Origin of the sequence: Natrialba sp. SSL1, from assembly GCF_001861355.1 — an archaeon.
GTDB lineage: Archaea > Halobacteriota > Halobacteria > Halobacteriales > Natrialbaceae > Natrialba.
Genome location: NZ_MASN01000052.1, coordinates 189,835 through 213,345, shown reverse-complemented (window position 1 = coordinate 213,345; position 23,511 = coordinate 189,835). Strand labels below are relative to the sequence as shown.

Sequence of the window (23,511 nt, the reverse complement as noted above, 5' to 3'; positions counted from 1 at the left end):
CTCTCTGCATCCGAATACTCTCCGATTAGTGAACGAATGGGCGCTGCTGAGTCGGATTCGTGACGAACCCACCATCTCCCAGCCAACGCGCCATCCCCTAGCCAACGGCTTTACCATCGCGACCGGTCACAACCGGTAAGAGCACCCTCTCACTACTCTCGTCCAGCATGGACGCTCCCGATATCGTCGTCCTCCGTGAAGGAACGGAGGGGCTCTCGATGGACTCGTACGCCGACCGACTGCGCGAGCGACTTCCGAACCGCACCGTCGCGCTCGCCCGAACACCTGCTGACGAACGCGACCTCGTCCCACAGGCTCGCGTCGTGACCGGGATCAGTATCGACGAAGACCAGTTAGCGCGCGCCGACCAACTCGAGTTGTTCGCCTGCGTCTTCGCGGGCACTGACCACCTTCCGTCGGCGGCGTTCCGTGAGCACGGCGTCACCGTAACGAACGCGGGCGGGATTCACGCCCCTGGCATCGCCGAGCAAGCCATCGGCAACATGCTGGTGTTCGCGCGGAATCTCCACGAGGGGTGGCGACGCAAGCAACAAAACGAGTGGCGACACTTCCAGTCCCACGAGTTCACCGATAGCACCGTCACGGTCGTCGGCCTCGGTTCGATCGGCCAAGAAACCGTCACGCGACTCGAGGGCTTCGACGTCGACACGATCGGCGTCAGGTACACGCCGTCGAAGGGCGGACCGACCGACGAGATCATCGGCTTCGACGAGGCGGCCATCCACGACGCGTTCGCCCGTAGCGACTACGTCGTGCTCGCCTGTCCGCTGAACGACCTGACCCGTGGCCTCGTCGGCGAAGCGGAACTCGCGACGCTGCCGCCGAACGCAGTCGTCGTCAACGTCGCTCGCGGCGGGATCGTAGACACTGACGCGCTGGTGTCCGCGCTCCAGTCGAACGCGATTCGCGGCGCGGCGCTGGACGTGACCGAACCCGAACCGCTGCCAGCGGATCACCCGCTGTGGGACCTCGAGAACTGTCTCATCACGCCGCACACGGGCGGCCACACGCCGAAGCACTGGGACCGACTGGCGGATATCGTCGCGAGCAACGTCCGAACGCTCGAAGCCGCTGGTGAGGACAGTGCGAGCGAAGCGACAGCAGGAAAACAGCACGATGAGGACTCCGAACTCGAGAACGTCGTCGTTCGTCCCGATTCGTCCTAACATCCGTCATCCCGTCGTGTTCCGTGTGTAACACAACCGCCTCCGAGGCGAGACCGAATCACTGCCGGTTAAGGCATCTCGGCGCATCGCGGCGAATATGGCAGTACTCGAGACAGTCGTGATTGCGTTCTGGGCGATGTTGCCGGCGTACGTTCCGAACAACGCGGCGGTGCTCGGCGGCGGAGGCAGACCGATCGATGGCGGCCGGACGATGGGCGACGCGCGGCTGCTTGGCGACGGCAAGACCTGGCGCGGAACGGCGGCGGGAATCACGGCAGGACTCGTCCTCGCGGGCGTGCTGACCTTTTTCGCCGACGACGTGAGTAGCGTGCTCGGCTTTGCCGTGCCGGCGTTCGAGCCGCTCGCAGCGCTCGGACTCGCCGCCGGTGCGATGCTCGGTGATATTCTCGCTTCGTTCCTCAAGCGCCGCACTGGCCGCCAGCGCGGCGCGATGTTCCCCGGACTTGATCAGCTCGACTTCGTCGTCGTCTCGCTCCCGCTGACAGCGCTGCTCGCGACGCAGTGGTTCTTCACGTGGTTTACGTGGGACGTCATCCTCGTCGTCGTCGTGCTGACGCCGATTCTTCACGTGACGACGAACATGATCGCGTACAAACTCGGACTGAAGAACGAGCCCTGGTAACGGTCGGTCACCGATCCGACCGTCGTCTCGAGCAGTCGAGAACTGAGCACGGTATCGAGGTCGACATACCCGCTTACGACGGTGCCGGCGGCAACATCGCCTCGTCCATCCAGAACGACTCGACGGCCTTTCCGAGCGAAGCGAACTCGCCCGGACTGTCTGGCTTCGTGAGATAAGCGTTCGCGCACAGATCGTAGCTCTTGGCGATATCCTCGGTCGCTTCCGAACTCGTCAACACGAGGACCGGTAACGACGCGAGGTCGGGATCGCTTCGGATCTCCTCGAGTACCTCGAAGCCGCTCGTTCGGGGGAGGTTCAGATCGAGCAAGACGAGGTCGATGCTTGGATTCGAGTCCGTCTCCGAACCAGTGCTTGTCGACACCTGCTCTTGCAGGAACGACAGCGCCTCGTCGCCATCGCGGGCGGTGTGAAACGTCGTCTCGATATCGACGGTCCGGAACGCTTCCTGTGCCAGCCGAACGTCGCCCGGGTTGTCCTCGACCAACAGGATATGTACCGACTCGTTCGTCGATGGAGAGGGTGATGGGGTACTCATGGGTTACTAGTACAAAACCGGACTATTCAGATAAGGCTGTGTACAAATAGCCTTGGTATGCGGTCGGTTTCGGAGAGTTCTGTATCGTCTGGGAGAGCGTCGGGATGGGGTTGGCTGTACGAACGGTGTCCGCGGTGCGTATAGTGTGAGCCACGAACGAGGGTGCCACAATATTGACTTCGGCGACTCGGTTCCACACCGCTTATTTCGGTTCGTCTCGCCACTTCGAGCAATGACGACCGATTCCGAGGAGGGAGAGAGCGCCACCGATGCTACCGACGCTACCGACACCACCGTCGACACAGAAACACTCATCGAGGCACTTCGAGACGCCGACGCCGTCCAGTTCGGCGAGTTCGAACTCGCCCACGGCGGCACCAGCGAGTACTACGTCGACAAGTACCGCTTCGAAACCGACCCCGACTGCCTCGAAACCGTCGCCGAGGCCTTTGCAGACCGAATCGACGCCGACGATAAACTCGCCGGCGTCGCCCTTGGCGCTGTCCCGCTCGCCGCCGCAACCAGTGTCGTCGCCGGCGCACCCTACGTGATCGCGCGCAAACAGCGCAAGGAGTACGGCACGGCCAACCTGATCGAGGGCGAACTCGAGGCGGGCGAGGAAGTGGTGGTACTCGAGGACATCGTGACGACGGGAACGAGTCTGGTCGATGCGATCGAGTCGCTTCGAGAGGCTGGCGCGACGGTCGACCGCGCGCTGGTGGTCGTCGACCGCGAGGAGGGCGGCCGTGAGAACGTCGAAGATGCAGATGTCGAGATGGAAGCGCTGGTGACAGCGAGTGAGTTGCTCGCTGACCGTGGCTGACCGCGACTGACCGCGACTGACCGTGACTGACCGTGACTGAGATGCTGTCTACGTGCGTCGTTCTGCTACTGAGCTACGCGTCCTCTTTGGCCTTGTATCGACGGTAGATCCCCACCGAGAGGACGAGCGCTGCAACTCCAGCGACTGCGAGTGATCCACCGACGACCCACTGCCCACGGAATCCGACCAGCATCGCGCCGAGACTCGCTGCGAAGATCCCGCCGTGAACGAGGACCCCGACGGTGACGAACGCCAGCAGTGTCGACCGATCGATCGACTCGAACGTACTCGCGATGTCCTCGTCGGCTTCGCCGTCTCCGGTGGAGCCGTCGCCGAAGGGATCGTCGAGCGGGTCATCCCCAAACGGGTCCTCGAACGGATCGTCGTCTGATGGGTCCAACACGGTGATCGGTTCGCGAGGTGGACTCAAAACCGTTCGGCCGCCGTCTCTCTCACTCTCACGCTTTCCATCCGTTTCGTTCTGCCTGCCCGTTTCGTCCCGGCTCACATCCGTTGGAGCACCCTCATCACAATGTTTTTATCCTGCACCGGACAAACCGTAGCTACGATGGTAGGTGTCCGCTTTACAGGGGCTTTCGCCCGCTTCTAACCCTCACCTACCGCTCGCTGTGTCGGCCGCGACCCACAGCAGAGCGGCACACGTACACGCCACACACGGCCACGAACTCGGACCCGAACACGGTCAGGCGGACACCGATCCGAACTTCTCGCAGGGCCACCACCAACAGAAGTTCACCAGTCACAACCAGCCAGAGCCATGTCAGAATCAGACCCACAATCAGAACCAGCACAGCTAACGGTCGTCCTCCCGGACGGCTCCGAACTCCACGTCGACGAGGGCGCAACGGTCGAAGACTGCGCCTACGAAATCGGCCCCGGTCTCGGCCGCGACACCGTCGCCGGCAAACTCGACGGCGACCTCGTCGCCAAGGAGCAACCAGCCTACGACGGCGCCGAACTCGAGATCATCACGGACCAGTCCGACGAGTACCTCGCCGTCATGCGACACTCGGCCTCCCACTGCCTCGCACAGGCAGTCGAGCGCCACTACGACGACGTCGACCTCGCCATCGGTCCACCGACGGACGAGGGCTTCTACTACGACTTCGACAACCTCGACATCGACGAGGAAGATCTCGCCGCACTCGAGTCCGAAATCGCAGACATCGTCGACGAGGATTACGAGATCGAGCGCGAGGAAGTCACGATCGAAGAGGCCGAAGAGCGTCTCGCGGACGAGCCCTACAAGCTCGAACTCCTCTCCGAGTTCGCCGACGAGAACGAGCAGGTCACCTTCTACAAGCAGGGCGAGTGGGAGGACCTCTGTGCCGGCCCGCACGTCGACTCGACGGGCGAGATCGGCCCCGTCAAGCTCCTAGAAATCGCTGGCGCCTACTGGCGCGGCGACGAGGAGAACCCAATGCAGACGCGCATCTACGGCACCGCGTTCGAAGACGAGAGCGATCTCCAGGACTTCCTCGAGCGAAAGCAGGAAGCCGAGAAGCGCGACCACCGCCGCATCGGCAACGAGATGAACCTGTTCTCGATTCAGGACGTAACTGGTCCCGGCCTGCCGCTGTACCACCCGCCGGGGAAGACGGTACTGAAGGAACTCGAGGACTTCGTCGAGGACCTGAACAAGGACGCCGGCTACGACTACGTCGAGACGCCACACGTCTTCAAGACGGACCTCTGGCACCGCTCCGGCCACTACGAGAACTACGCCGACGACATGTTCATCTTCGATGTCGGCGACGACGAGTTCGGCCTAAAGCCGATGAACTGCCCCGGCCACGCCGCTATCTTCCAGGATCAATCCTGGAGCTATCGCGACCTGCCGATCCGCTACGCCGAGAACGGCAAGGTCTACCGCAAGGAGCAGCGCGGCGAACTCTCGGGCCTCTCGCGCGTCTGGGCCTTTACGATCGACGACGGCCACCTGTTCATCCGCCCCGACCAGATCGAACAGGAAGTCGAGGAGATCATGGACATGATCATCGACGTACTCGAGACGTTCGACCTCGAGTACGAGATGGCACTCGCCACGCGCCCCGAGAAGTCCGTCGGCAGCGACGAGATCTGGGAGCACGCAGAGGAGCAACTCGAGAACGTCCTCGAAAAGCGCAATCTCGACTACGATATCGAGGAGGGCGACGGCGCGTTCTACGGGCCGAAGATCGACTTTGCGTTCGAGGACGCCATCGGCCGTGCGTGGGACGGGCCGACGGTCCAGCTGGACTTCAACATGCCAGACCGCTTCGACCTCTCCTACGTGGGCGAGGACAACGAAGAGCACGAGCCGGTGATGATCCACCGCGCGCTCTACGGCAGCTACGAGCGGTTCTTCATGATGCTCATCGAGCACTACGAGGGCAAGTTCCCGCTCTGGCTCGCGCCGGAACAGGTCCGCGTCCTCCCGATTTCGGACGCGAACCTCGGCTACGCCTACCAGGTCGCAAACGAGTTCGACGACTTCCGTGTCGAGGTCGACGACCGCGACAGCACCCTCGAGCGAAAGATCCGCGCGGCCCACGACGACCGGGTGCCGTACCAGATCATCGTCGGCGACAACGAGGAAGAGGACGGGAACATCTCGGTCCGCGACCGCTTCGAGGATCAGGAGTACGACGTCGAAATCGAGGACTTCCGTGACCACCTCGTCGCCGAGCGCGACGAGCAGCGCTCCGAGCCGGACTTCCTCCAGGGCTGAGACGGGCTGCTATAGCGATCTACCGGCGTATCCACATACCCACGCAATCACGTACCCACCACGCATCCACGCAATCACGCACCCACGGAACGATGGGATTGTGCCGGAAATGCTGCCCAAGTGTCCGTCTGAGGGACGCTCGCCGGTTTCTGTTCACCGATTTCTGCTTTGGCAGTCTCACTCCGTGAGTGTGGACTCTTGATCTCGTGCGCCAGTGAGTTCGCGAACGGTCTCGATGCCGATGAATCGGGGCACGCGTTCCGCGTAGCGTTCGTACCCCTCACCGTACTGCTCGCGTAGCCAGGGCTCTTCAGCGAACGGTAATGCGAGCCACCAGCAGAGGAAGACGGTACAGACGATGGCCACCAATGCCGAGTTTGTGAGCAACGCAAACCCGACCGTTGCGGCGATGTAGCCGACGTACTGCGGATTTCTCGAGTACCGATACCAGCCACCAGTCCGCAACTCACCGGACAGCCCCTTCGTTTCCTCGACGCCAAGATCACGGCCGGCCGCGAAGGCGACCGCGAAGCCGCCGAGGAACAGGACCGCACCCGCAGCGAAACTCGGGACTCGTGGAAGCCCGAGGCTGTTCCAGTCCAGATACGCGAGTACAGCCAGGACGACGTTGAGCAGGTGCGAAATCGTCCAGTGCGCGTAGAACTGCCACGTTCGTTCGCCCGGTGGCCAGTAGGTGGCAACGCCGAGCGCGCTGGCGACGATGCCCGAGAGGTTTGCGATCACGAGTGCGAGACTTACGGCGAACACCGCAGTCGGTATCGACAGCGAACCGAGTTCGATCACGGCGGCACCTCCGCCACGTGCTCCTCGGTTGTCGCTCGCTGCTCGCGTTTCACCAACTGTTGTCGACCCATATGGGATTGTCACGGCGGGACCACCGTTCGCGTTTTCGCGGCTCTACTAGTGTATATATAAGTGAACTGTCCTCGCAGAACTGAACGACGACCGATGAAGCACCTCGATGTCCGCCTTTCACAGCCCGACTGGATGCTCCATCCGATGCAGCGATTCATCCGCGAGACGAATGTGGTTCGCTACGAAGAACTACTGACGTGGAACGTCGTCGGTCGCGAGGACGGACTCGAGTACGAACTGTTCTACGTCGACGCCGATCGCAGCCCCTACGAAGAGAGAATCGAAGCCGTCGACTCGGTTCGCTGGTACGATCTCACGCCGATCGACGACGAGACGTTTTACGTCTACATCTGTCAGGAGACGCGTCAGGAGGACATCCGATGGCGCGAGGCGTTCGCCGCGCTCGATCTCGTGGTCGTGCCACCAATCGTCTACGATTCTGTAGCCGATTTCTACATGACGATCGTCGGCGCTGGCGACGATCTACAGGCGCTACTCGATGGGTTGCCCGACGAAATCGGCGTCGACGTTCGTGCGATCGGTGAGTACGACCGCCGTCACGTCCCGCTCAGCGGCGACCTGACGGAGCGGCAGTTCGAAGCGCTCGAGGCAGCTGTTGAGGTCGGCTACTTCGAAGTCCCGCGTGAGGCCGGCGTTGATGAGGTTGCCGACGAATTGGGCTGTGCCTCGAGTACGGCGTCGCGACTACTCCAGAAGGCGCAGGCACGTGTGATGCGGCGTCTGGTGCGGCGGTACGGTCGAAAATAGTCGACCCACGGTTCGTCCCGCCGTTCTCTCTAACAGTCGGCTTCATCTCTCGAAATCCCATGTTCGTGATGGTCTCTCACTCACGGGGAGATCGAAATCCACATGGTTGCGGAATCGTGCATACCTATATGAACCGAGCCGAGAAGGCTGCCCTCCAGCTTCGGGCGGTCGACGTTTTGCGGATGCTGAAAGAGACGCGAACCTACGACGAACTTGCGGAGACGACGGGCCTCCCGGCGGGCGACCTCAACCGCTACGTCAACGGCCACGTCCTTCCCGGTACCGAACGCGCCCGCGAAGTCGTCGACGACATCGGTCGCGAGGCCATCGCGGACGAACTCAACGCCCGCATTCGCGTCGACGACGAGGGGTACGTCGACAACTCCGGCACCGTCTTCGATCAGTCCTTCCTCGATCTCGTTGCGCCCGTCGTCGCCAACGGCTTCGAGTTCGACCGTCCAGATGTCGTCCTCACCGCCGCGACGGACGGAATCACGCTCGCCGCCTCGCTCGCGAGCTACTACGGCACTCGCTGTGCCTACGCGAAGAAAAGCAAGGAGACCGCCGTCGAGGAGTTCATCGAGGCCCGCCAGCGCCTCCAATCCGGCATCGAACTCACCTACTACCTACCCGCCTCTGCCGTCGACGCCGGTGACTCCGTTCTCGTCGTCGACGACCTCATCCGCTCGGGCGAAACGCAGGAACTACTCCTCGACATCGTCGAAACCTCCGAGGCGGAGGTCGCCGGCGTCTTCGCACTCATCGCTGCCGGTGACGACGGGATCGAACGCGCCCGCGAGCGAACCGACGCACCGGTTGGTGCGCTGACGACCGTCTGATCGCTGTCCGCCTCTCGTTGATATCCTCCACAAACACGTCTCTCCGTCCGATCAATCCACCCGACGCTCAGTTCTCGAGTCCCGCCTCGAACTCATCGAAGAGCGACGACACGCGTTCCTCGATTTCGTCGCGAATCTCGCGCACTCGCTCACGGTTCTGTCCGTGTGGGTCCGGGAGATCCCAATCGCGGCTGTCTACGGCGTCGGGTAGTGACAGCGTCGAACAGCCCATCGTCACGACGTAGTCGCTGGACTCGAGTACCGCGTCCGAAATCTCCCGCGGGGTCCGATCCGAGATGTCGATCTTATCACCGTACAGTACCTCAACCACCTCGTCGTGGACGCTTTCTGCAGGGCTAGTGCCGCCGGTGCGGATTTCGATCTGATCTTCGAGGTCCCGGCTACTGCGCTCGCGTTCGGCGTAGGCGGTCGCCATCTGGCTCCGGCCGGCGTTCTGGACGCAGACGAACGCGACCTGGAGCGGAGGCGTCGTGTGTGGCGCACTCATGGCTGGTCGTAGCGCAGTTGGGGTCCTAAGCGTTCGTATGAGTTCTCGTGTGCGGAACGTAGACACGGATACAGCCAGCCGGAGTCGCTGGCATCAAGCAAGTGACCTGTTCTTGAGTCGGCGTGAACTGGTAGAGTTGCTTACCGAACGATCGTCACCGGCACCGGCGACCGTCGTGCGACGTTCTCCGCGACGCTGCCCAGCAGAATCCGGCTCGCACCAGTCCGGCCGTGGCTCCCGAGTGTAATGTGGTCAACGTCGTTCTCCTCGGCATAGTTCACGATCGAGCGCGAGATGCCGCCGACGACGCGATCCGTCTGGATCTCGACCCCGTGCGTGTCGGCCTGTTCGCGGGCCGATTCGAGTAGCTCGTCGGCGCGGCTCTCGTGGTGTTTCTGAATTTCTTCGTAGTTCGCCATCGCACCGCCTTCGATCCCCGTTGCGGCGTAGAAGTCACCCGGATCGATGACGTGTAGTGCCGTGATCGTCGCGTCGGGGTACTCCTGGCAGGCGAACTCGAGTGCGTCGGTCGAGCGGTCCGAGTCGTCGACTGGGACGAGGACGTGGCTTGGCATAGTCGCCACTACGGCTGACTGTGATTTAAACTCCAGGCCGTTCTCTCGGGCGCTGGGATGGCCGATTCGTCCTGCTCCTGCGGGTTGCTGTGCAAGCGCCTCACCGTAAGTGGGGGGACCACGGATTGTTGTCGCGACGGCTCCCGTCGACGACGCTGTCGCTATGTGGGCGTAGAAATACAAATACAAATACAAAAGCGGAATCGAATTCGAGACCTTACTTCGCGCGACCCCGACCGCCCGTGTTGGACGGTCGGACCTTCTCTGCGCCCTTGCCGCGGTTGTTGAGACCGCGGTTGTCCTTGCCGGCGTTGGTGAGCCCACGGAACGCGCGGTTCGTGTGGGCGTCGTCGCAGATCCAGTTCAGGTCGTCGTCGTTCTGGATCGCAGGGTGTTCGGGATCCACGAGGATCACTTCGAACCACTTCTGGCTGCCGTCTTCGCCGACCCAGTAGCTGTTGAGGACGCGCAGGTTGGGGTACTTGCGCGAAACGCGCTCCTCACCGATGCGCTGGATGTTCTTGCGCCGCCCGATGCGGTTGACACCCTGGCGCTTGGTTCGGCGACCGGCCTTGAAGCGCTGCTTGCGTGCAGTCCCCTTGCGGACCGACACGCGGGTCACGATGATGCCCTGCTTTGCCTTGTAGCCGAGTTCGCGCGCCTTGTCGAGGCGGGTCGGACGGTCGATGCGCTCGATTGCGCCCTGCTTTCGCCATTCCTGCTTTCGCTGCCACTGCAGTTCCCCGAGCTTGCCGTCGTCGGGGTCCTTCCATGCCTCCTTGATGTGGGAGTAGAAGCTTTTTGCCATTGTTTGTCACCGCGGGCGTTTCCTGGTTCAATCCGAGCGCCGGATCACATCCCGTCCTGTGGCGGCGTCGCGTGCCGAACAGGTGCCCGCTGGTGCCCGCGATCCAGCGAGTCGGTTTCACCTATCCAACTCCCGAGTATAAGAGCTTCGAAGCGGGCGGACCGTGTCGTGTCGTGACGATCCACCGCAATCCGCCCGCTGTTCAGGCCTCTCTGGCCTCGAGTTCGGCCTCAAGTACCTCGTACTCCCGCGAGAGATCATCCCAAAACTGATCCACCGACTGCAGTGACTCTACGTCCGCGAGTCGGTTGTGCAACCGCTCGGCCTCCGCCTCTGAGGTCGATCCGACGTACACTGCCTCATCGATCACCGTTGCGAGCACGTGCTTTTGGTACTCGAGTGCTGTCTCTGACATCCCGAGTGAACAGATGACACAGTGAGTGATAGCTATGCACAGCACTAGACCGTTTCTATACGACTAACAGGCTGCTAATCGATGCGTTCCGTTGATTGATCAGCCGTAATTACAGTTCACGGTCGTCCGGTTCAGAAATCGCCTGCAGGCTTTTCGAGATCCCACTCGTTGAAACGGTTCGGTGTTCGACGTGAACCGCGGTTCTGTATACAGAACGGTTCTATCTTCTTGAGGCGAGAGAATCCCGTCGTTTTACGGCGGGCGTGAATCGCCGCACCACAGACGTACGTGTTCTGTGGCCGCACTGGGTGCTGACCGACGTAAAACAAGCCAGATAACTCCGAGTCAGCAGGGTAGAACCTCGGTCCCACTGCCGGATAGGAGTAACGGCGGCGTGGCCCCGCCAGCACCCCGTCGGTGTGTAAACGGAAGTTCCCAACGCAGCGGGCCTCGGTTCGTGGGAAGCCTCGCCGTCGTCGGGCGTAGCCCGACTGCCTGAGGGATCTTCGATCCCTCTCCGTAAACGGCGAGGAGGAGGTCACTCGGGCCATCAGCAGCGTATTCTCTACGAGTTCCATGCGGGGAAGGCGAATTACATACTTTCAGATAGTCACGAAATTCTGTATATCGAAATCCTGTTTATTAGTTCCACTTCATAATGTCTCACAGTAATCATCTGGCAGATACTGCGAGCAACTCACACTCAGTCGCCCAAAATGACGCAAAATAGGGCCGTGCGGATCGTTAGTCGTCGTTGTTTGCTTGTGTCCGACGAATCGTCTCGAACTCGCCGTCGATAATTTCGGTCGCAACCTCGTCGCCATCGATTTCATCTGAAACGTGCTGTGGATACTTTCGGCGAAAGTACCCCACCGCATTTCGGAGATCGCGCCGGAGGAACTCCTCGGCGTTTTCGTGATTCGTCGGCACGGCCTGGGGCCAGTCGAAGATTGTGACGCCTCCCTCGTCCAAGAAGACGTTGTACTCGCTCATGTCTGCGTGAACGTAGCCGTGTTCGTACGCACGTGCGATTTCGGAGACGAGCAGATCGAGTACGCCGAGCACCTGGTCGTCCTCGAGTTTCGTCCGTGAGAGTTCGACGCCGTCCATCTTCTCCATGACGATGGCGTGGCGGTTCTGGTCGATCGGCTGGGGAACCGCGACATCTGGGTATAGCTCCTCGAGAATCTCGTATTCGCGCTCAGCGGCCTTCCGGGCGGTGTACATCCAGGAGACGTGCTCCTTGTCGGACGTGTAGTCGCGTTCTTTCTGCACTTCACGGAAGTTCGTATACCCCTCGCGGTGGTACTTCAGCGCGAGCGGTTTGTACGATCGAACCTCGTAGACGTCACTCTCCTTGCCGACGCCCAGTGGCGAGCCAAACTCGGAGATCGTCTCGCGCTCGACGAGCGCGCGCAACGCGAGGATGTCGTAGCCCTCGAACTGCAGGGTGTACCCCTCGTACTGGATGGTTTTCTTCTCGACGAGCCCCCGTTTGAGACAGCGCTCGAGGCGGTAGTCCACCTCCTCTTCGGTGAGACTCGAGAACTTCGGGAGCTTCTCACGCTGGACCCACTCCGAGAAGCGCATCCCCTGTTCGACCCCCGAGAGGAGATAGAAATCCTGCTCCTCGAGTTCGGGCAACATTTCGGCGACGTTCCGCACCATATAGTCGGCGTAGCCGCCGTGTACGTAAAAACGTCGTGACACGGCACACTGTCGAAGTAAACTGGATAGGGCTATATCGAATCCGACGAATTTCCCGATTCTGTCTGGGTGCCGAATTCTCATTCTCTCACGAACCGAACCCATACCACTAACTCAACCGGCGGCAAGGAACAGGTATGACTGCGCTTGCCGACCGCGAGTGGCGACTCATCACCGACGAGGCCCGCGACGGGGCGACACAGATGGCACTCGAGGAGGCCGCCGCTCGGACGGCACTTGAAGAGGACGTTCGAACGGTTCGCGTCTACTCCTGGGAGCCGAGTACCCTGTCACTTGGCTACCGACAGGAGGCAGACTCAGTGGACTGGGACTTTTGTGAACGTGAGGGGATCGACGTAACCCGCCGCCAGACGGGTGGCGGCGGAATCTATCACGACCGATACGCCGACATCTCCTACACGGTCGTCGCGCCGGCCGAGGAGGTACCGGGCGATCTGATGGAGTGCTACGCGCTCTTTTGTGAGCCGATCCTCACAGCCTTCGAAGAGATGGGCGTCGACGCCGACTTCGCCGCCGCCGAGCAGTCGGCGATCTACAAACCGTCGTGCTATCTGCGGGACATCAACCCGGCCCACGACGTGGTCGCGCCGGCGAGTTCGCCCACAGAGTCCCGAAAAATCAGCGGTAACGCCCAGTACCGCCAGCGCGACGTTGTCATCCAGCACGGCTCGCTGAGTTACGCCCGCGAACCCGACAAACACGTCGGCGTATTCGACGAGGTACTCGAGATGGACACCTTCACCGACCGGGTGACGAGCATCCGCGAGGAGTCCGGGATCGACCGCGAGGACGCAGTCGACACCCTTGCGGCGGCGCTCGGTGACTGGTGTGACGCGACGCCGGGCGAGTGGCGAGACGAGGAACTGGCGACCGCCCGCGAGCTCGCTGACCGAAAGTACGGATCGGACGCGTGGATCCGAGAGCGAGAGGTTCTCGAGGCGGGAGAGCAGTAGCGTCTGTCGTCGCCACTCGCTCGGCGGGTCCCGAAAACGGACTGCTTTTGATCCGACGGCCGTACCGCTCAGTATGCGACTGACCGGACCGACCGGGATCGGTATTCGAGCCCTGCTCGGTGCCGGCATCACCGCGGTTACGCTGCTCGCGAGCGCGTACGTCGTCACCGTCTTCGCCGCGGCTGTTCTCATCTTCGTCGCGATGCAACTCGGGCCACTCGAGTTCACCGAGACGGGATTCCTGTGGGCGCTCGCCATCGGCGCGATTCCGGTCCTGCCCTGTTTTGCGATCGTCATCGCACACGCCATTCGACTGGAGCGCGTCGAACTTCTCGAGGGGACCGTTCCAGCCGCGGAGATCGACGCGGATGGAGGGCGATCGCTCGAGGCCTCGGTGACGCGACTGGCGACGCAGTTCGGCATTGCAACACCCGAGGTTCGGGTGCGGCCGGACGTGATGCCGCTGGCGTACACGACCGCTCGGCCGACCGACCCGGTACTCGCTGTCCGCCGCCGTGGCTCACCCGTCATTGTCGTTTCGAAGGGACTCGTGCAGACGCTCTCGAGTGACGAACGCGAGGCCGTGCTGGCTCACGAGTGTGCCCACTTGGCGAACGACGACCTCCAGCTCACCTCGTGGCTGCTCGTCCCGTTGTTCGCTGCCGAGTTCCTGTACGAAGCCGACGAAAACGACGAAGACGACCACTGGCGACTCGACCCGCTCGGTTGGGCGCTCACGTCGCTGTCGCTCGTCGGCGTCGGCGTGTTCGCTCGCGGGCGCGAACTCGCCGCGGACTGCGCGGCTGTCGAAGCCACCGGCGATCCTGGCGCGCTCGCGTCAGCACTCGAGCGGCTCGCGAATCGCCGTCGTCGTCGCCGTCGCCGACCATCGACGGACCTCCGTCACGCGCAGTCGACGAACGCGATCAACGTCGTGCCGACGCTGGGCGAGGGTGTCGACTCGGGTGGTCTGCGATCGACGCATCCACCGCTCGAGGTGCGACTCAGGGCGCTGCGGTCGGTGGCCGCCGCGTAGCGATCCCCGGTTGGAACGTCGCGAGCGGACGGTCGGCTCGTAGTGAGTGAACGGTCGGCTCGTAGCGAGCGGACGATCGGATTGGTCCGAAGTACCTATCACGAACCGGTACTGACGAGGATTCATGACCATGAAGGTCGGCGCACACGTTTCGATCTCCGGTTCGCGCGTCTCCTCCGACACCGAGACGCCGCCGTACGACGACGTTCGCAACGCAATCTCCCGCCAGCTCGCCTTCGGCGGCAACTGCGGACAGATCTTCACCACCTCGCCGCAAGTCTGGGCCCAGCCCGAGATCAGCGACGAGGCCGCCGCAGGCTTCCGCGAGGAGACTGACGCGGAACTCGAGGGACCGTGGGTGATCCACTCCTCGTACCTCGTCAACCTCTGTACCCCGAAGGACGACCTCCGTCGGAAGTCCAAAGAGAGCATGCAGGCCGAACTCGACGCCGCCGACAAACTCGGCGTTCCGTACGTCAACGTCCACCTCGGCGCACACACCGGGGCCGGTGTCGAGGGCGGCCTCGACAACGCGGCGAGCCTGATCGACGAACTCGACGTTCCCGAGGGCGTCGAGATCCTGATCGAGTCCGACGCGGGCAGCGGCACGAAACTCGGCGGCGAGTTCGCCCACCTCGCGGGCATCATCGACCGCACAGAGACGGAGATCGGCATCTGTATCGACACCGCTCACACGCTCGTCGCGGGCAACGACCTCACGACACCCGAGGCGGTCGACGAGACCGTCGGCCGGTTCGACGACGAGGTCGGACTCGAGTACCTCAAGTACATTCACCTGAACGACTCGAAGCACGACGTGGGCACGCACAAGGACGAGCACGCTCACGTTGGCGAGGGTTACATCGGAGAGGACGGTATGCAGGCGATCGTCAACCACCCAGACCTGCGCGAGTTGCCGTTTGCACTCGAGACGCCGACCGAGGACGGTCGCGGCTTCGCCTGGAACATCGAGAAAGTCAAGGAGCTGCGAGAGGCGGAAGTAGAGGCCTGATCACTGCGACAGAAAGGGTGTGTGGCGATCGGGAGTGTCAGTAGCTCCCGGGTTCCGTCCCGAGACATCCCAACCCCACCCCCAATTCCACCCCGAAAATCGACCCGTTTTTACCCAACACACGTTTACTGGCAGCCGTGCGCGAGTTCTCCGAAGACTACCTTCACCGGACCCGCGAGGGCATGTGGGATGACTCCCGGGCGGCACTCGAACCACTCGCACTCGAGTCCCGCGAGCGGATTCTCGATGTCGGCTGCGGGACCGGCGAACTGAGCCGCGTGCTCGCGGCGGAGTCGCCGGGCGAGGTCGTCGGCTGCGACGCAGACCCTGACCTGCTTCGGGCCGCAGCGGCGAACGCGCCGCCCATCCCAACCGTCGCCGGTGACGCCTACCGACTGCCGTTCCCCGACGACGCCTTCGACCTCGTCGTCTGTCAGGCGCTGTTGATTAACCTGCCCGACCCGGCGGCCGCGCTCTCCGAGTTCGCTCGCGTCTCGCGCGACCTTGTCGCAGCCGTCGAGCCGGATAACGGTGCCGTCGAGGTGGACTCGAGTGTCGGTGCTGAGGACGCTCTCGAGCGGCGGGCTCGCGACGCCTATCTCGACGGCGTTGCGACCGACGTTGCGCTCGGGGCCGACGCCCGCGAGGCGTTCGCAGCGGCGGATGCTGATTTTGAGGTATTCGAGACGCGCCGGTACGACCACGTTCGAACCGTCGAACCGCCCTACAGTGAGGGAGCAGTCGCTGCGGCGCGGCGAAAGGCGACGGGTGCGGGGCTAGCCGACGACCGAGAGACAATGCTCGAGGGTGCGTTGACGGCGGCGGAGTACGACGACCTGCGAAGCGAGTGGCGAGCGATGGGCCGTGACGTAATCGAGCAGATGGAAGCGCGAGCGTATCGCCGGCGCGAGGCCGTTCCGTTTTTTGTTACTGTTGGTCGAGTGTGACGCGCTTTTCGACAGGTGAGCAGTGTTGTTTTCCGGCTACCCCTCGTCCTCAGTGCGCTGTCCGAGCAACGACGCGTAGATGCCGACGAACCCGATTACGACGATGAGAACGCCGGTGAGCAGGTCGATCAGCGAAAGCAGTGCGAGCACCGATCCGGTGAGGACGAGCGCGACGTTCGCGAGCAGCGCGACACGCGGCGACTGAATCAGATCGAGAAGCGCAGACGGCGACAGCGAACTCATATCGGTGACCACCGACAGCAGCGACAAAATTCTTCGTATTACGCTCGCAGCATCGAGTAGTCGGTACTGAGCGTCTCTGTGTCCACCGCCTGCCACGCAGGGCGAGCGACCGGACTTACATATGCTCTCTCTGTGAACTGTTTACCATGGCTGCAATCGAACTCGCGGGACTGACGAAGGACTACGGCGAGGTGGTCGCCAACGACGACGTCACGTTCTCCGTCGAGCGCGGCGAAATCTTCGGTTACCTCGGCCCGAACGGGGCCGGCAAGACGACGACGATCCGCGCGCTTCTCGGACTCATCTCCCCGACCGACGGCACCGCACGCGTGCTCGGCCACGACATCACCGACGAATCGGACCTGCTCGAGGGCAAACGCGATATCGGCTACCTGCCCGATAGTCCGTCCTTCGATGAGGGGGCGACTGGGCGGGACGTACTCGAGTTACACGCCCGAATCAAGGGAGACGAGCGAAGCGAGGACCTCCTCGAACTGTTCGATCCACCCCTCGACAGGGAGGTACGCGAGTACTCACACGGCAACGTCCGCAAACTGGGGCTGGTGCTGACGTTCATGCACGATCCGGAGCTGGTGATCCTGGACGAGCCGACGAGCGGGCTCGATCCGCTGATGCAACAGCGATTCGCCGAGTTTCTGCGAGCCGAGCGAGAGCGGGGCGTGACGGTGTTCTTCTCGTCGCACGTGCTGGGGGAGGTGCGTCGGCTCTGCGACCGAGTGGCCATCATTCGGGAGGGCCAGCTCGTGACGGTCGAACCGGTCGAGTCGTTGCTCGACAGGAGCGGGAAGGTGGTTCGGCTTCGGACGGCAGAGCCGGTCCCGTTCGAGCGGTTCGATCCGTCGTCGCTCGCGGGTGTCCACGATCTCGAGACGAGTCTCGACCGAGAGGACGGGGCGGCGGATGACTCGGAAGCAGCGTTTACGGAGTGTACGTTTACCTTCACCGGTGACGTGAACGCGCTGGTCGAACGAGTCGACGGAATCGGGCTGCTCGACCTCTCGGTTGAGGAGGCGCCACTCGAGGACATCTTCATGCGGTTCTACGGCGCGGAGGACGAGGTGGGTGCCGAGCGATCGCCGGACAGTGTCGGGAGAGACGAGTCGGAAGACGAGGTGGGCGACGAACAGACGCATGGAACGGCGCGATCCAGCGGAGGTGGCGACGATGCTTGATCTCGCGCGCTACGATGGCCGTCGTCGGTTCAAAGGGAGTGTCTACCTCTCGATCGGTCTCACACTGCTCGCCGCGCTCATCGTCTGGATCTTTCCGTCGTTTCGTGACGCGATGGACATGGACGAACTGCTCGCGGCCTATCCGGAACCCGTCTTACAGGTCATGGGCATTCGAACGATGGCGACGCTCGAGGGCTTTCTCGCCGTCGAACTCTACGTCTTCGGCTGGATCATCCTCCTCGGGCTTTACCTCGCCTACAGTACGGCGGGCGTCATTGCGGACGATGTCGACCGCGGCCGGATGGACGTTCTTCTCTCGCTGCCCATCTCCCGCGCCCGCGTCGTCGGCGAGAAGTTCGCTGCGATGGCCGTTCCGATCGTGCTCGTCAACATCCTCACCCCCATCGTCGTCTACGTCGGCGCGCCGTTGATCGACGAGTCGATTTCGGGGGCCGACCTGCTCGCCGTTCACCTGTTCTCGATTCCGTATCTCTTTGCCTGTGCCGCCATCGGCTTGCTCGCATCTGTGGTCTTCGACCGCGCGAGCATCGCCCAGCGCGTCGCTCTCGGCGTCACCTTCGCGCTGTTCCTCGTCGAGTCTCTCCTCGAGGGAACGGATTACGAGGCGGTCGGGGCCATCGCTCCGATGCGGTACTTCGACCCGAACGAGATTCTCATCGAGAGTACCTACGCTGTCGGCGACGCTGCGGTGCTGATCGGGATGGTGATCATCCTCCTGCTGGCCAGCCAGTTCTGGTTCAGGCGGCGCGACATTTCCTGACGGCCGCTGTCGACGCCAGTCGGGTCGGTTCCGTAGCTCGGTACTCACCATCCCCGTTCCCTGTCTCCGAACCAAAACTGGTTACGGGTGCTATCAAACGCGGCGATATCACCCGTAGTGTCCTATTCTGGTTGTCAACTAAGAGAGGAGGAACCAATTCTGGTTACTCCAGGTCCCATAGCTATTTGCTCCCTCTCTCACATCGTTATGTCCATGGCGATACAACGGCGGTCGTTCATCGCGACGATCGGAAGCGGCCTCGCTGCCGGTGCCGCAGGCTGTCTCGGTGGCGACGAGACGGCCGAGGACGCACCGGGAGTCGCAGGCGAGACGCTCACGCTGACAACGACGACTAGCACGTACGACACGGGACTGCTCGACGACCTCCACGTCCCGTTTCAGAACCGCTACGGCGTGACGATCGACACGATTCCCGAGGGAACGGGTGCGGCGCTCCAGATCGGTCGCCGTGGCGACGCCGACGTCGTCATGGTCCACGCCCGGCCGCTGGAGGACGAGTTCATCGAAGACGGTCACGGCGTGAACCGGCGCGATCTGATGTTCAACGATTTCGTGATCGTCGGCCCTGCGGATGATCCGGCTGGGACCGCAGACGCCGACGACGTGATCGGGGCACTCGAGTCCATCGCGGAAACCGACTCGACGTTCGTCTCCCGCGGCGACAACTCGGGGACGCACACGAAGGAGCTCGAGCTCTGGGAGGAGACGGACGTCGGCGAGCCGGGTGGCGAGTGGTACCTCGATGCCGGCCAGGGGATGAGCAGCGTGCTCTCGATGACGAACCAGCAGGGAGACTACACGCTTACGGACCGGGGAACGTACCTCTCGATGCGCGCCGATCTGGACCTCGAGATCCACGTTCAGGGGCCGGTCGAGGGCGGATCGGACCATCTGGCCAACCCCTACGGGATCGTCGCCGTGAATCCCGCGGTGCACGAGAACGTCAACTACGAACTGGCGATGGCCTACATCGGTTTCATCACGAGCCTCGAAGGGCAGTCGATCATCGAGGAGTACACCGTCGACGACGAGCAGTTGTTCTATCCCGAGGCGCTCAGCGAGGAGCCGAACTTCGAACAGTACGTCCCAGCGGAGTGGCGAGTATCAGGCAATGATGCCGGTGATGGGTCGTAGTGTCGATGACAGCGTTCAGCTCCCAGCTATGGAGTGGGGTGGCCCAGTCGGCACCCGGTACCGTCGCGTTCGCCGCTGACTTCCCGTTCGAGTGGACCTACATCAGGAGCATCGTCGAGGTCTCGCTCTACGTGAGTCTCACCGCCGTCGTCCTGAGCACGCTCATCAGCATCCCACTCGCCCTGTTCGTCGGCTTCAAAGAGTTCCCCGGAAAGAGCGTACTCGCCTCGGTCATTACGACGGGGATGGGCTTTCCGAGCGTCGTCGTCGGGCTCGTCGTCTTGCTCGCCGTTTCGAATCAGGGCCCGCTCGGCTCGCTCGACCTCGTGTTCACCCCCGAGGCGATGATCCTCTCCCAGATCGTGCTCGCGGCACCGGTGATCACCGGCGTGAGCCTCGCGGCCGTCACGAGCGTCGAACAGCAGGTTCGGGACGCGGCGTTCGCGATGGGCGGGACCCGCCTCGATGTCGCACTCGTGACGATCAAGGAAGCCCGCTACGGCATCGCGACAGCTGTCCTCGCCGGCTTCGGTCGCGCGATCAGCGAGGTCGGCGGCGTCCTCATCGTCGGCGGCAACATCGTCGGCCCCGAAGGCGAGTCCTACACACGGACCATCACGACCGCGATCCAGCTCGAGGCCCGCCAGGGGCGCTTCGAACCGGCACTAATCCTCGGCGTGATCCTGGTCGGCCTCGTCCTGTTCGTCAACGCGCTCGTGATCTGGCTCGGGAACAGCGGAGGCGGCAGTGGGGGTGGGAGCGGTGGTAACACCGGTACCGGCAGCAGCGGAGACAACGGCGGTGGTCCCCGATGACTCTCCGCGCCGACACCATCCGCCACGGCTACGCCGACACCACCGTCCTCGAGAACGTCTCGCTCAGCGTCGACCCCGGCGAGGTTGTCGCCATCATCGGCCCCTCCGGCGTCGGCAAGACCACACTCCTGCGCCTCCTCGCGCTCTTCGACCGACCGCGCGAGGGCGTACTCGAGTACGACGGCGTCGACGTCTGGGCGACCAGCCAGCAGGAGCGTCTTGCACTCCGTCGGCGCATCGGCATGGTGTTTCAGGACGCCAGTCTCTTCGACGCGAGCGTGCGCCGGAACGCGGAGTACGGCCTGCACGTCCGTCAGTCGTGGTCCGACCGGTTGCGTCGCGAGATCGCCGATCTCGTCGGACTTCGAAACGGGACCAGCGACGCGCTGGAGGCGCTCGACATCGTCGGACTCGCGGACGAACTCGATCGCCACGCCAGTTCCCTCTCGGGCGGCGAGGCCCAGCGCGTCGCGTTCGCGCGAGCGCTGGCGTACGATCCTGACGTGCTCCTGCTCGACGAGCCCACGTCGGACCTCGACCCGCGGAATACGGCCGTGATCGAGGATGCAGTCCGCGAGGCCAGTGTGCGCGGGATCGGCGTCGCAATTGCGACGCACGACATGAACCAGGCCCGGCGGGTCGCCGACCGCGTCGCGGTGTTGCTCGGCGACGGTATCATCGAGGTCGACGATACTGAGACGGTCTTCGAGGAGCCGGCCGACCCGCGAACCCGCAAGTTTATCGACGGAGAATTGATTTACTGATGGCTCGCAGTCGATACCACTACCATCACCTCGCCCTCACATGACCGTCGAAAAAGACTACCAGACTGAACTCACGATCGGCGACGTAACGATCGACCGCCAGGACGTCGAGATGCTCGCCGCGATCGACGACCACGGCTCGATGCACGCTGCCGCCGACGCGCTCGGTCGCTCCTACGCTCGCCTCCAGCGTCGCGTGGTCGCACTCGAGGACGCCGTCGGCGCGGTCACCGAACGCCGCCGCGGTGGCGCGGACGGCGGCGGAACCGAACTCACGCCCGTCGCCCGCGACCTGCTCCGGCAGTTCGAACGCCATCAGACCGAACTGGACGGCGTCGCTCGCGCCACGGCATCCGTCTTCCCGGGCACCGTCGTCGATCGGACGGGCGAACTCGGAACGGTCGAGACGCCCGTCGGGCGGATCGTCGCGCTGGTTCCTGCCGACGACTCGTCGGTCCAGGTCAGCGTGCGCTCGGATGCGGTCGTTCTCTCTGCGTCGTCTGGGTCCGCCGACGGTGCTGGTGCGAAAGAACAGACGACCGCGCAAACGAGCCTCAGAAACCAGTTTACGGGCACCGTCGCCGCCATTGACGCCGCTGACGCCATCGCAAGCGTGACGCTCGATCTGGGGGAGGGACAGAGCCTGCAAACCGTCATCACACGGACGAGTCTGGAGCGACTGGCACTCGAGTCCGGGGCGGACGTTCAGGCTTCGTTCAAGGCGACGGCTGCGCGTGCGATTCCGGTGGCCGAAGACGGTTAGGTCTGTAAACCGACGCCCCTCAAACGACGTCGCCGCGTACCGTTACGCCATCCTGCTCTTCGCGCCAGGCGTGTAGCTCCTTGGCCGCGGTCGTCGCCTCCTCGTCTTCCATCCCGAGCATCTCCAGAGCCGCCGACAGCGTTGGGAGCGCGAGTTCGCTCTCGCGGAGCTTTCGGAACGCCTCGTCGCTTCGGGTACCGTCGGCCCAGAGGCAGACGCCGCGAGGATCGAGCAGTTGGGTATAGTCTTCGCGCAGTTTTGCACCCCGAAGGCGCTGCGTGACGTTGTCCTCGAAGGAGGCGTTGCAGACCTCGAAGTGGATCGGTTCGTCGCCGGTCCCGTGTTCGTCTCCGAGGAGGTGCGCTGCGAGACACTGCTCCGGTGCGGCGTGCCCGTTTGCGTTCGCGCGCAGGAACTCGGGGTACTCCTCGGCCCAGTCCGCGCGGACGGATTTGCCGACGCCTTCGATCCCGTGGGATTCCTGAAAGCGCTCGTCGGGATTCTGCTCGTCGCTCCCTCCACTGCCGCCTGCAGCGGGCGCGCTTTCGTCACGCAGCAGAATATCCTTGGTCAGATAGATATCGAGCCGTTCGACCGGATCCAGCCCCAGTGCAACGTCACCGAAGGCCCAGACCTCGCGGACCGGAACCGGCATCCGTTCGTTCTCCACGGTGTCGACGAGGGACTCGAGTCGGTCGACTGCGTCGGCGCGGTCGAATCCGTTCCTGTTTTCACTCTCAGTCTCGCTTCCGCTCTCATTCCTGTTCCCGTTCCCGCCTCCACTCTCGGCTTCGCTCTCGCGCCCGCTATCGCCACCAGTGTCGCTCATTATCGACGGTGGGTACTCGAGTTGCAAAACGGTTTCTCAGCCGACGCCCGCTCAGGCGCGTTTCGACCGATCCGTCGTCACGTAGACGGTCTTTCGAATCGTCGCGTGAACGGTGCCCTCGGCGTCGACGAGGTCGACGGTGTAGTGGCGATCGATCGAGTCCGTTCCCTCGCGGTCGAGTTCGGCGCGGATCGCGTCGAGTTCTTCGTCGGTCATCGTGAATCGCGCGTACAGCGTCTCGGTGCCGGGTTTTGTGAAGCGAATCTCGGCTTCCTTGTCCCAGACGGTGTACTCGTCGCCGAGGGTTTTCAGGAGCATCATCATGTGGAACGGATCAGTTGCGGCGTACATGCTGCCACCGAAGGTCGTCCCGACGTAGTTGCGCGTCCGCCAGGTGTGGGGGAGTTTGATGCGGATCTCCTGCCAGTCGGGCGCGATATAGGTGACTCGGCCGCCGGTGCGTCGATAGGCGGGAAAGAGATTGAACCCGAGCCGATAGAGTCGGGCGCGGAGGGAATCGAACATGGGTCGACTCGCACGGGCGCTTTCAAAGCAGTTCCCAA

The 23,511-nt window shown here is 63.1% G+C and carries 27 protein-coding genes; 16 read left to right on the top strand and 11 right to left on the bottom strand.

The window, feature by feature from the left end; genetic code table 11:
• Positions 1-167 precede the first annotated feature (167 nt).
• A complete protein-coding gene (locus tag BBD46_RS18350; protein ID WP_071403106.1) occupies positions 168-1,187 on the top strand; it encodes a D-2-hydroxyacid dehydrogenase in 1,020 nt (339 codons plus the stop codon).
• A gap of 97 nt (positions 1,188-1,284) precedes the next feature.
• Entirely contained in the window at positions 1,285-1,830 is a 546-nt protein-coding gene (locus BBD46_RS18345; protein ID WP_071403105.1) for a CDP-2,3-bis-(O-geranylgeranyl)-sn-glycerol synthase, read from the top strand.
• 73 nt (positions 1,831-1,903) lie between these two features.
• On the opposite strand, the gene BBD46_RS18340 is transcribed toward BBD46_RS18345, so the two are convergent.
• Entirely contained in the window at positions 1,904-2,386 is a 483-nt protein-coding gene (locus BBD46_RS18340; protein ID WP_071403104.1) for a response regulator, read from the bottom strand.
• Positions 2,387-2,618: 232 nt separating this feature from the next.
• On the opposite strand from BBD46_RS18340, the gene pyrE reads away from it, so the two are divergent.
• The gene (gene pyrE, locus BBD46_RS18335) at positions 2,619-3,209 is read left to right on the top strand and encodes an orotate phosphoribosyltransferase (RefSeq protein ID WP_253184603.1); all 591 of its coding nucleotides are present in this window, start codon (positions 2,619-2,621) and stop codon (positions 3,207-3,209) included.
• Positions 3,210-3,282: 73 nt separating this feature from the next.
• On the opposite strand, the gene BBD46_RS18330 is transcribed toward pyrE, so the two are convergent.
• The gene (locus BBD46_RS18330) at positions 3,283-3,612 is read right to left on the bottom strand and encodes a DUF7322 domain-containing protein (protein WP_071403185.1); all 330 of its coding nucleotides are present in this window, start codon (positions 3,610-3,612) and stop codon (positions 3,283-3,285) included.
• A 375-nt stretch (positions 3,613-3,987) separates the two neighbouring features.
• On the opposite strand from BBD46_RS18330, the gene thrS reads away from it, so the two are divergent.
• A complete protein-coding gene (gene thrS / locus BBD46_RS18325; protein WP_071403103.1) occupies positions 3,988-5,940 on the top strand; it encodes a threonine--tRNA ligase in 1,953 nt (650 codons plus the stop codon).
• A gap of 177 nt (positions 5,941-6,117) precedes the next feature.
• On the opposite strand, the gene BBD46_RS18320 is transcribed toward thrS, so the two are convergent.
• On the bottom strand, positions 6,118-6,744 hold the full coding sequence (locus BBD46_RS18320) for a methyltransferase family protein (protein ID WP_071403102.1): 627 nt from the start codon (positions 6,742-6,744) through the stop codon (positions 6,118-6,120).
• A gap of 165 nt (positions 6,745-6,909) precedes the next feature.
• Between BBD46_RS18320 and BBD46_RS18315 the strand changes: the two genes are divergently transcribed.
• Positions 6,910-7,584 carry a helix-turn-helix domain-containing protein gene (locus tag BBD46_RS18315; RefSeq protein WP_071403101.1) on the top strand — a complete coding sequence of 225 codons (675 nt, stop codon included), beginning with the start codon at positions 6,910-6,912 and terminating at the stop codon, positions 7,582-7,584.
• Positions 7,585-7,712: 128 nt separating this feature from the next.
• Complete coding sequence (locus BBD46_RS18310) at positions 7,713-8,423, top strand: phosphoribosyltransferase family protein (protein ID WP_004216761.1); 711 nt, start codon at positions 7,713-7,715, stop codon at positions 8,421-8,423.
• Positions 8,424-8,490: 67 nt separating this feature from the next.
• Here the strand turns inward: BBD46_RS18310 and BBD46_RS18305 are convergent, their stop codons facing one another.
• The 5 genes from BBD46_RS18305 to BBD46_RS18285 form a co-directional block, all read right to left on the bottom strand.
• Positions 8,491-8,931, bottom strand: a complete 441-nt coding sequence (locus tag BBD46_RS18305) for a low molecular weight phosphatase family protein (protein WP_071403100.1) — start codon at positions 8,929-8,931, stop codon at positions 8,491-8,493.
• A 140-nt stretch (positions 8,932-9,071) separates the two neighbouring features.
• A complete protein-coding gene (locus BBD46_RS18300; RefSeq protein ID WP_071403099.1) occupies positions 9,072-9,506 on the bottom strand; it encodes a universal stress protein in 435 nt (144 codons plus the stop codon).
• Between the two features lie 217 nt (positions 9,507-9,723).
• Positions 9,724-10,314, bottom strand: a complete 591-nt coding sequence (locus tag BBD46_RS18295; protein WP_004216765.1) for a 50S ribosomal protein L15e — start codon at positions 10,312-10,314, stop codon at positions 9,724-9,726.
• 202 nt (positions 10,315-10,516) lie between these two features.
• Positions 10,517-10,729, bottom strand: coding sequence for a hypothetical protein (locus BBD46_RS18290; protein WP_071403098.1), 213 nt, complete (start codon positions 10,727-10,729; stop codon positions 10,517-10,519).
• Between the two features lie 744 nt (positions 10,730-11,473).
• On the bottom strand, positions 11,474-12,397 hold the full coding sequence (locus BBD46_RS18285) for a serine/threonine-protein kinase RIO2 (RefSeq protein ID WP_071403097.1): 924 nt from the start codon (positions 12,395-12,397) through the stop codon (positions 11,474-11,476).
• A 176-nt stretch (positions 12,398-12,573) separates the two neighbouring features.
• Here BBD46_RS18285 and BBD46_RS18280 point away from each other — a divergent pair, with 176 nt between their 5' ends.
• The 4 genes from BBD46_RS18280 (at position 12,574) to BBD46_RS18265 (ending at position 16,405) form a co-directional block, all read left to right on the top strand.
• Positions 12,574-13,410, top strand: coding sequence for a lipoate--protein ligase family protein (locus BBD46_RS18280; protein WP_071403096.1), 837 nt, complete (start codon positions 12,574-12,576; stop codon positions 13,408-13,410).
• 73 nt (positions 13,411-13,483) lie between these two features.
• On the top strand, positions 13,484-14,446 hold the full coding sequence (locus tag BBD46_RS18275) for a M48 family metallopeptidase (RefSeq protein WP_071403095.1): 963 nt from the start codon (positions 13,484-13,486) through the stop codon (positions 14,444-14,446).
• Between the two features lie 130 nt (positions 14,447-14,576).
• Entirely contained in the window at positions 14,577-15,458 is an 882-nt protein-coding gene (locus tag BBD46_RS18270) for a deoxyribonuclease IV (RefSeq protein WP_071403184.1), read from the top strand.
• A 137-nt stretch (positions 15,459-15,595) separates the two neighbouring features.
• Positions 15,596-16,405 carry a class I SAM-dependent methyltransferase gene (locus tag BBD46_RS18265; RefSeq protein WP_071403094.1) on the top strand — a complete coding sequence of 270 codons (810 nt, stop codon included), beginning with the start codon at positions 15,596-15,598 and terminating at the stop codon, positions 16,403-16,405.
• A 36-nt stretch (positions 16,406-16,441) separates the two neighbouring features.
• Here BBD46_RS18265 and BBD46_RS18260 read toward each other — a convergent pair whose 3' ends face one another.
• Positions 16,442-16,648, bottom strand: coding sequence for a hypothetical protein (locus BBD46_RS18260; RefSeq protein WP_071403183.1), 207 nt, complete (start codon positions 16,646-16,648; stop codon positions 16,442-16,444).
• Positions 16,649-16,794: 146 nt separating this feature from the next.
• Between BBD46_RS18260 and BBD46_RS18255 the strand changes: the two genes are divergently transcribed.
• From BBD46_RS18255 to BBD46_RS18230, 6 genes are all read left to right on the top strand, one after another.
• Positions 16,795-17,841, top strand: a complete 1,047-nt coding sequence (locus BBD46_RS18255) for an ABC transporter ATP-binding protein (protein ID WP_071403093.1) — start codon at positions 16,795-16,797, stop codon at positions 17,839-17,841.
• A complete protein-coding gene (locus tag BBD46_RS18250) occupies positions 17,834-18,622 on the top strand; it encodes an ABC transporter permease (RefSeq protein WP_071403182.1) in 789 nt (262 codons plus the stop codon). Before BBD46_RS18255 ends, BBD46_RS18250 begins: the two co-directional genes overlap by 8 nt.
• Positions 18,623-18,835: 213 nt before the next feature.
• Positions 18,836-19,777 (top strand): substrate-binding domain-containing protein, encoded by a 942-nt coding sequence (locus tag BBD46_RS18245; RefSeq protein WP_071403092.1) that lies wholly within the window; start codon positions 18,836-18,838, stop codon positions 19,775-19,777.
• 5 nt (positions 19,778-19,782) lie between these two features.
• A complete protein-coding gene (locus BBD46_RS18240; RefSeq protein WP_253184602.1) occupies positions 19,783-20,592 on the top strand; it encodes an ABC transporter permease in 810 nt (269 codons plus the stop codon).
• Entirely contained in the window at positions 20,589-21,356 is a 768-nt protein-coding gene (locus BBD46_RS18235; RefSeq protein WP_071403090.1) for an amino acid ABC transporter ATP-binding protein, read from the top strand. The genes BBD46_RS18240 and BBD46_RS18235 overlap by 4 nt, the downstream gene beginning before the upstream one ends.
• A 40-nt stretch (positions 21,357-21,396) precedes the next feature.
• Positions 21,397-22,119 carry a molybdenum-dependent transcriptional regulator gene (locus tag BBD46_RS18230; protein ID WP_071403089.1) on the top strand — a complete coding sequence of 241 codons (723 nt, stop codon included), beginning with the start codon at positions 21,397-21,399 and terminating at the stop codon, positions 22,117-22,119.
• 19 nt (positions 22,120-22,138) lie between these two features.
• On the opposite strand, the gene BBD46_RS18225 is transcribed toward BBD46_RS18230, so the two are convergent.
• Together BBD46_RS18225 and BBD46_RS18220 are read right to left on the bottom strand one after the other, a co-directional pair.
• Positions 22,139-22,948 carry a DUF7095 family protein gene (locus tag BBD46_RS18225; RefSeq protein ID WP_253184601.1) on the bottom strand — a complete coding sequence of 270 codons (810 nt, stop codon included), beginning with the start codon at positions 22,946-22,948 and terminating at the stop codon, positions 22,139-22,141.
• 51 nt (positions 22,949-22,999) lie between these two features.
• A complete protein-coding gene (locus tag BBD46_RS18220; protein WP_071403088.1) occupies positions 23,000-23,473 on the bottom strand; it encodes a DUF4442 domain-containing protein in 474 nt (157 codons plus the stop codon).
• Between the last annotated feature and the right edge of the window lie 38 nt (positions 23,474-23,511).

Bases quoted from the DNA above. Each gene is read 5' to 3' on its own strand.
- BBD46_RS18350 (WP_071403106.1), top strand. From the start codon at position 168: ATGGACGCTCCCGATATCGTCGTCCTCCGTGAAGGAACGGAGGGGCTC.
- BBD46_RS18345 (WP_071403105.1), top strand. From the start codon at position 1,285: ATGGCAGTACTCGAGACAGTCGTGATTGCGTTCTGGGCGATGTTGCCG.
- BBD46_RS18340 (WP_071403104.1), bottom strand. From the start codon at position 2,386: ATGAGTACCCCATCACCCTCTCCATCGACGAACGAGTCGGTACATATC.
- pyrE (WP_253184603.1), top strand. From the start codon at position 2,619: ATGACGACCGATTCCGAGGAGGGAGAGAGCGCCACCGATGCTACCGAC.
- thrS (WP_071403103.1), top strand. From the start codon at position 3,988: ATGTCAGAATCAGACCCACAATCAGAACCAGCACAGCTAACGGTCGTC.
- BBD46_RS18315 (WP_071403101.1), top strand. From the start codon at position 6,910: ATGAAGCACCTCGATGTCCGCCTTTCACAGCCCGACTGGATGCTCCAT.
- BBD46_RS18310 (WP_004216761.1), top strand. From the start codon at position 7,713: ATGAACCGAGCCGAGAAGGCTGCCCTCCAGCTTCGGGCGGTCGACGTT.
- BBD46_RS18305 (WP_071403100.1), bottom strand. From the start codon at position 8,931: ATGAGTGCGCCACACACGACGCCTCCGCTCCAGGTCGCGTTCGTCTGC.
- BBD46_RS18300 (WP_071403099.1), bottom strand. From the start codon at position 9,506: ATGCCAAGCCACGTCCTCGTCCCAGTCGACGACTCGGACCGCTCGACC.
- BBD46_RS18295 (WP_004216765.1), bottom strand. From the start codon at position 10,314: ATGGCAAAAAGCTTCTACTCCCACATCAAGGAGGCATGGAAGGACCCC.
- BBD46_RS18290 (WP_071403098.1), bottom strand. From the start codon at position 10,729: ATGTCAGAGACAGCACTCGAGTACCAAAAGCACGTGCTCGCAACGGTG.
- BBD46_RS18285 (WP_071403097.1), bottom strand. From the start codon at position 12,397: ATGGTGCGGAACGTCGCCGAAATGTTGCCCGAACTCGAGGAGCAGGAT.
- BBD46_RS18280 (WP_071403096.1), top strand. From the start codon at position 12,574: ATGACTGCGCTTGCCGACCGCGAGTGGCGACTCATCACCGACGAGGCC.
- BBD46_RS18275 (WP_071403095.1), top strand. From the start codon at position 13,484: ATGCGACTGACCGGACCGACCGGGATCGGTATTCGAGCCCTGCTCGGT.
- BBD46_RS18270 (WP_071403184.1), top strand. From the start codon at position 14,577: ATGAAGGTCGGCGCACACGTTTCGATCTCCGGTTCGCGCGTCTCCTCC.
- BBD46_RS18260 (WP_071403183.1), bottom strand. From the start codon at position 16,648: ATGAGTTCGCTGTCGCCGTCTGCGCTTCTCGATCTGATTCAGTCGCCG.
- BBD46_RS18255 (WP_071403093.1), top strand. From the start codon at position 16,795: ATGGCTGCAATCGAACTCGCGGGACTGACGAAGGACTACGGCGAGGTG.
- BBD46_RS18250 (WP_071403182.1), top strand. From the start codon at position 17,834: ATGCTTGATCTCGCGCGCTACGATGGCCGTCGTCGGTTCAAAGGGAGT.
- BBD46_RS18245 (WP_071403092.1), top strand. From the start codon at position 18,836: ATGGCGATACAACGGCGGTCGTTCATCGCGACGATCGGAAGCGGCCTC.
- BBD46_RS18240 (WP_253184602.1), top strand. From the start codon at position 19,783: ATGACAGCGTTCAGCTCCCAGCTATGGAGTGGGGTGGCCCAGTCGGCA.
- BBD46_RS18235 (WP_071403090.1), top strand. From the start codon at position 20,589: ATGACTCTCCGCGCCGACACCATCCGCCACGGCTACGCCGACACCACC.
- BBD46_RS18230 (WP_071403089.1), top strand. From the start codon at position 21,397: ATGACCGTCGAAAAAGACTACCAGACTGAACTCACGATCGGCGACGTA.
- BBD46_RS18225 (WP_253184601.1), bottom strand. From the start codon at position 22,948: ATGAGCGACACTGGTGGCGATAGCGGGCGCGAGAGCGAAGCCGAGAGT.
- BBD46_RS18220 (WP_071403088.1), bottom strand. From the start codon at position 23,473: ATGTTCGATTCCCTCCGCGCCCGACTCTATCGGCTCGGGTTCAATCTC.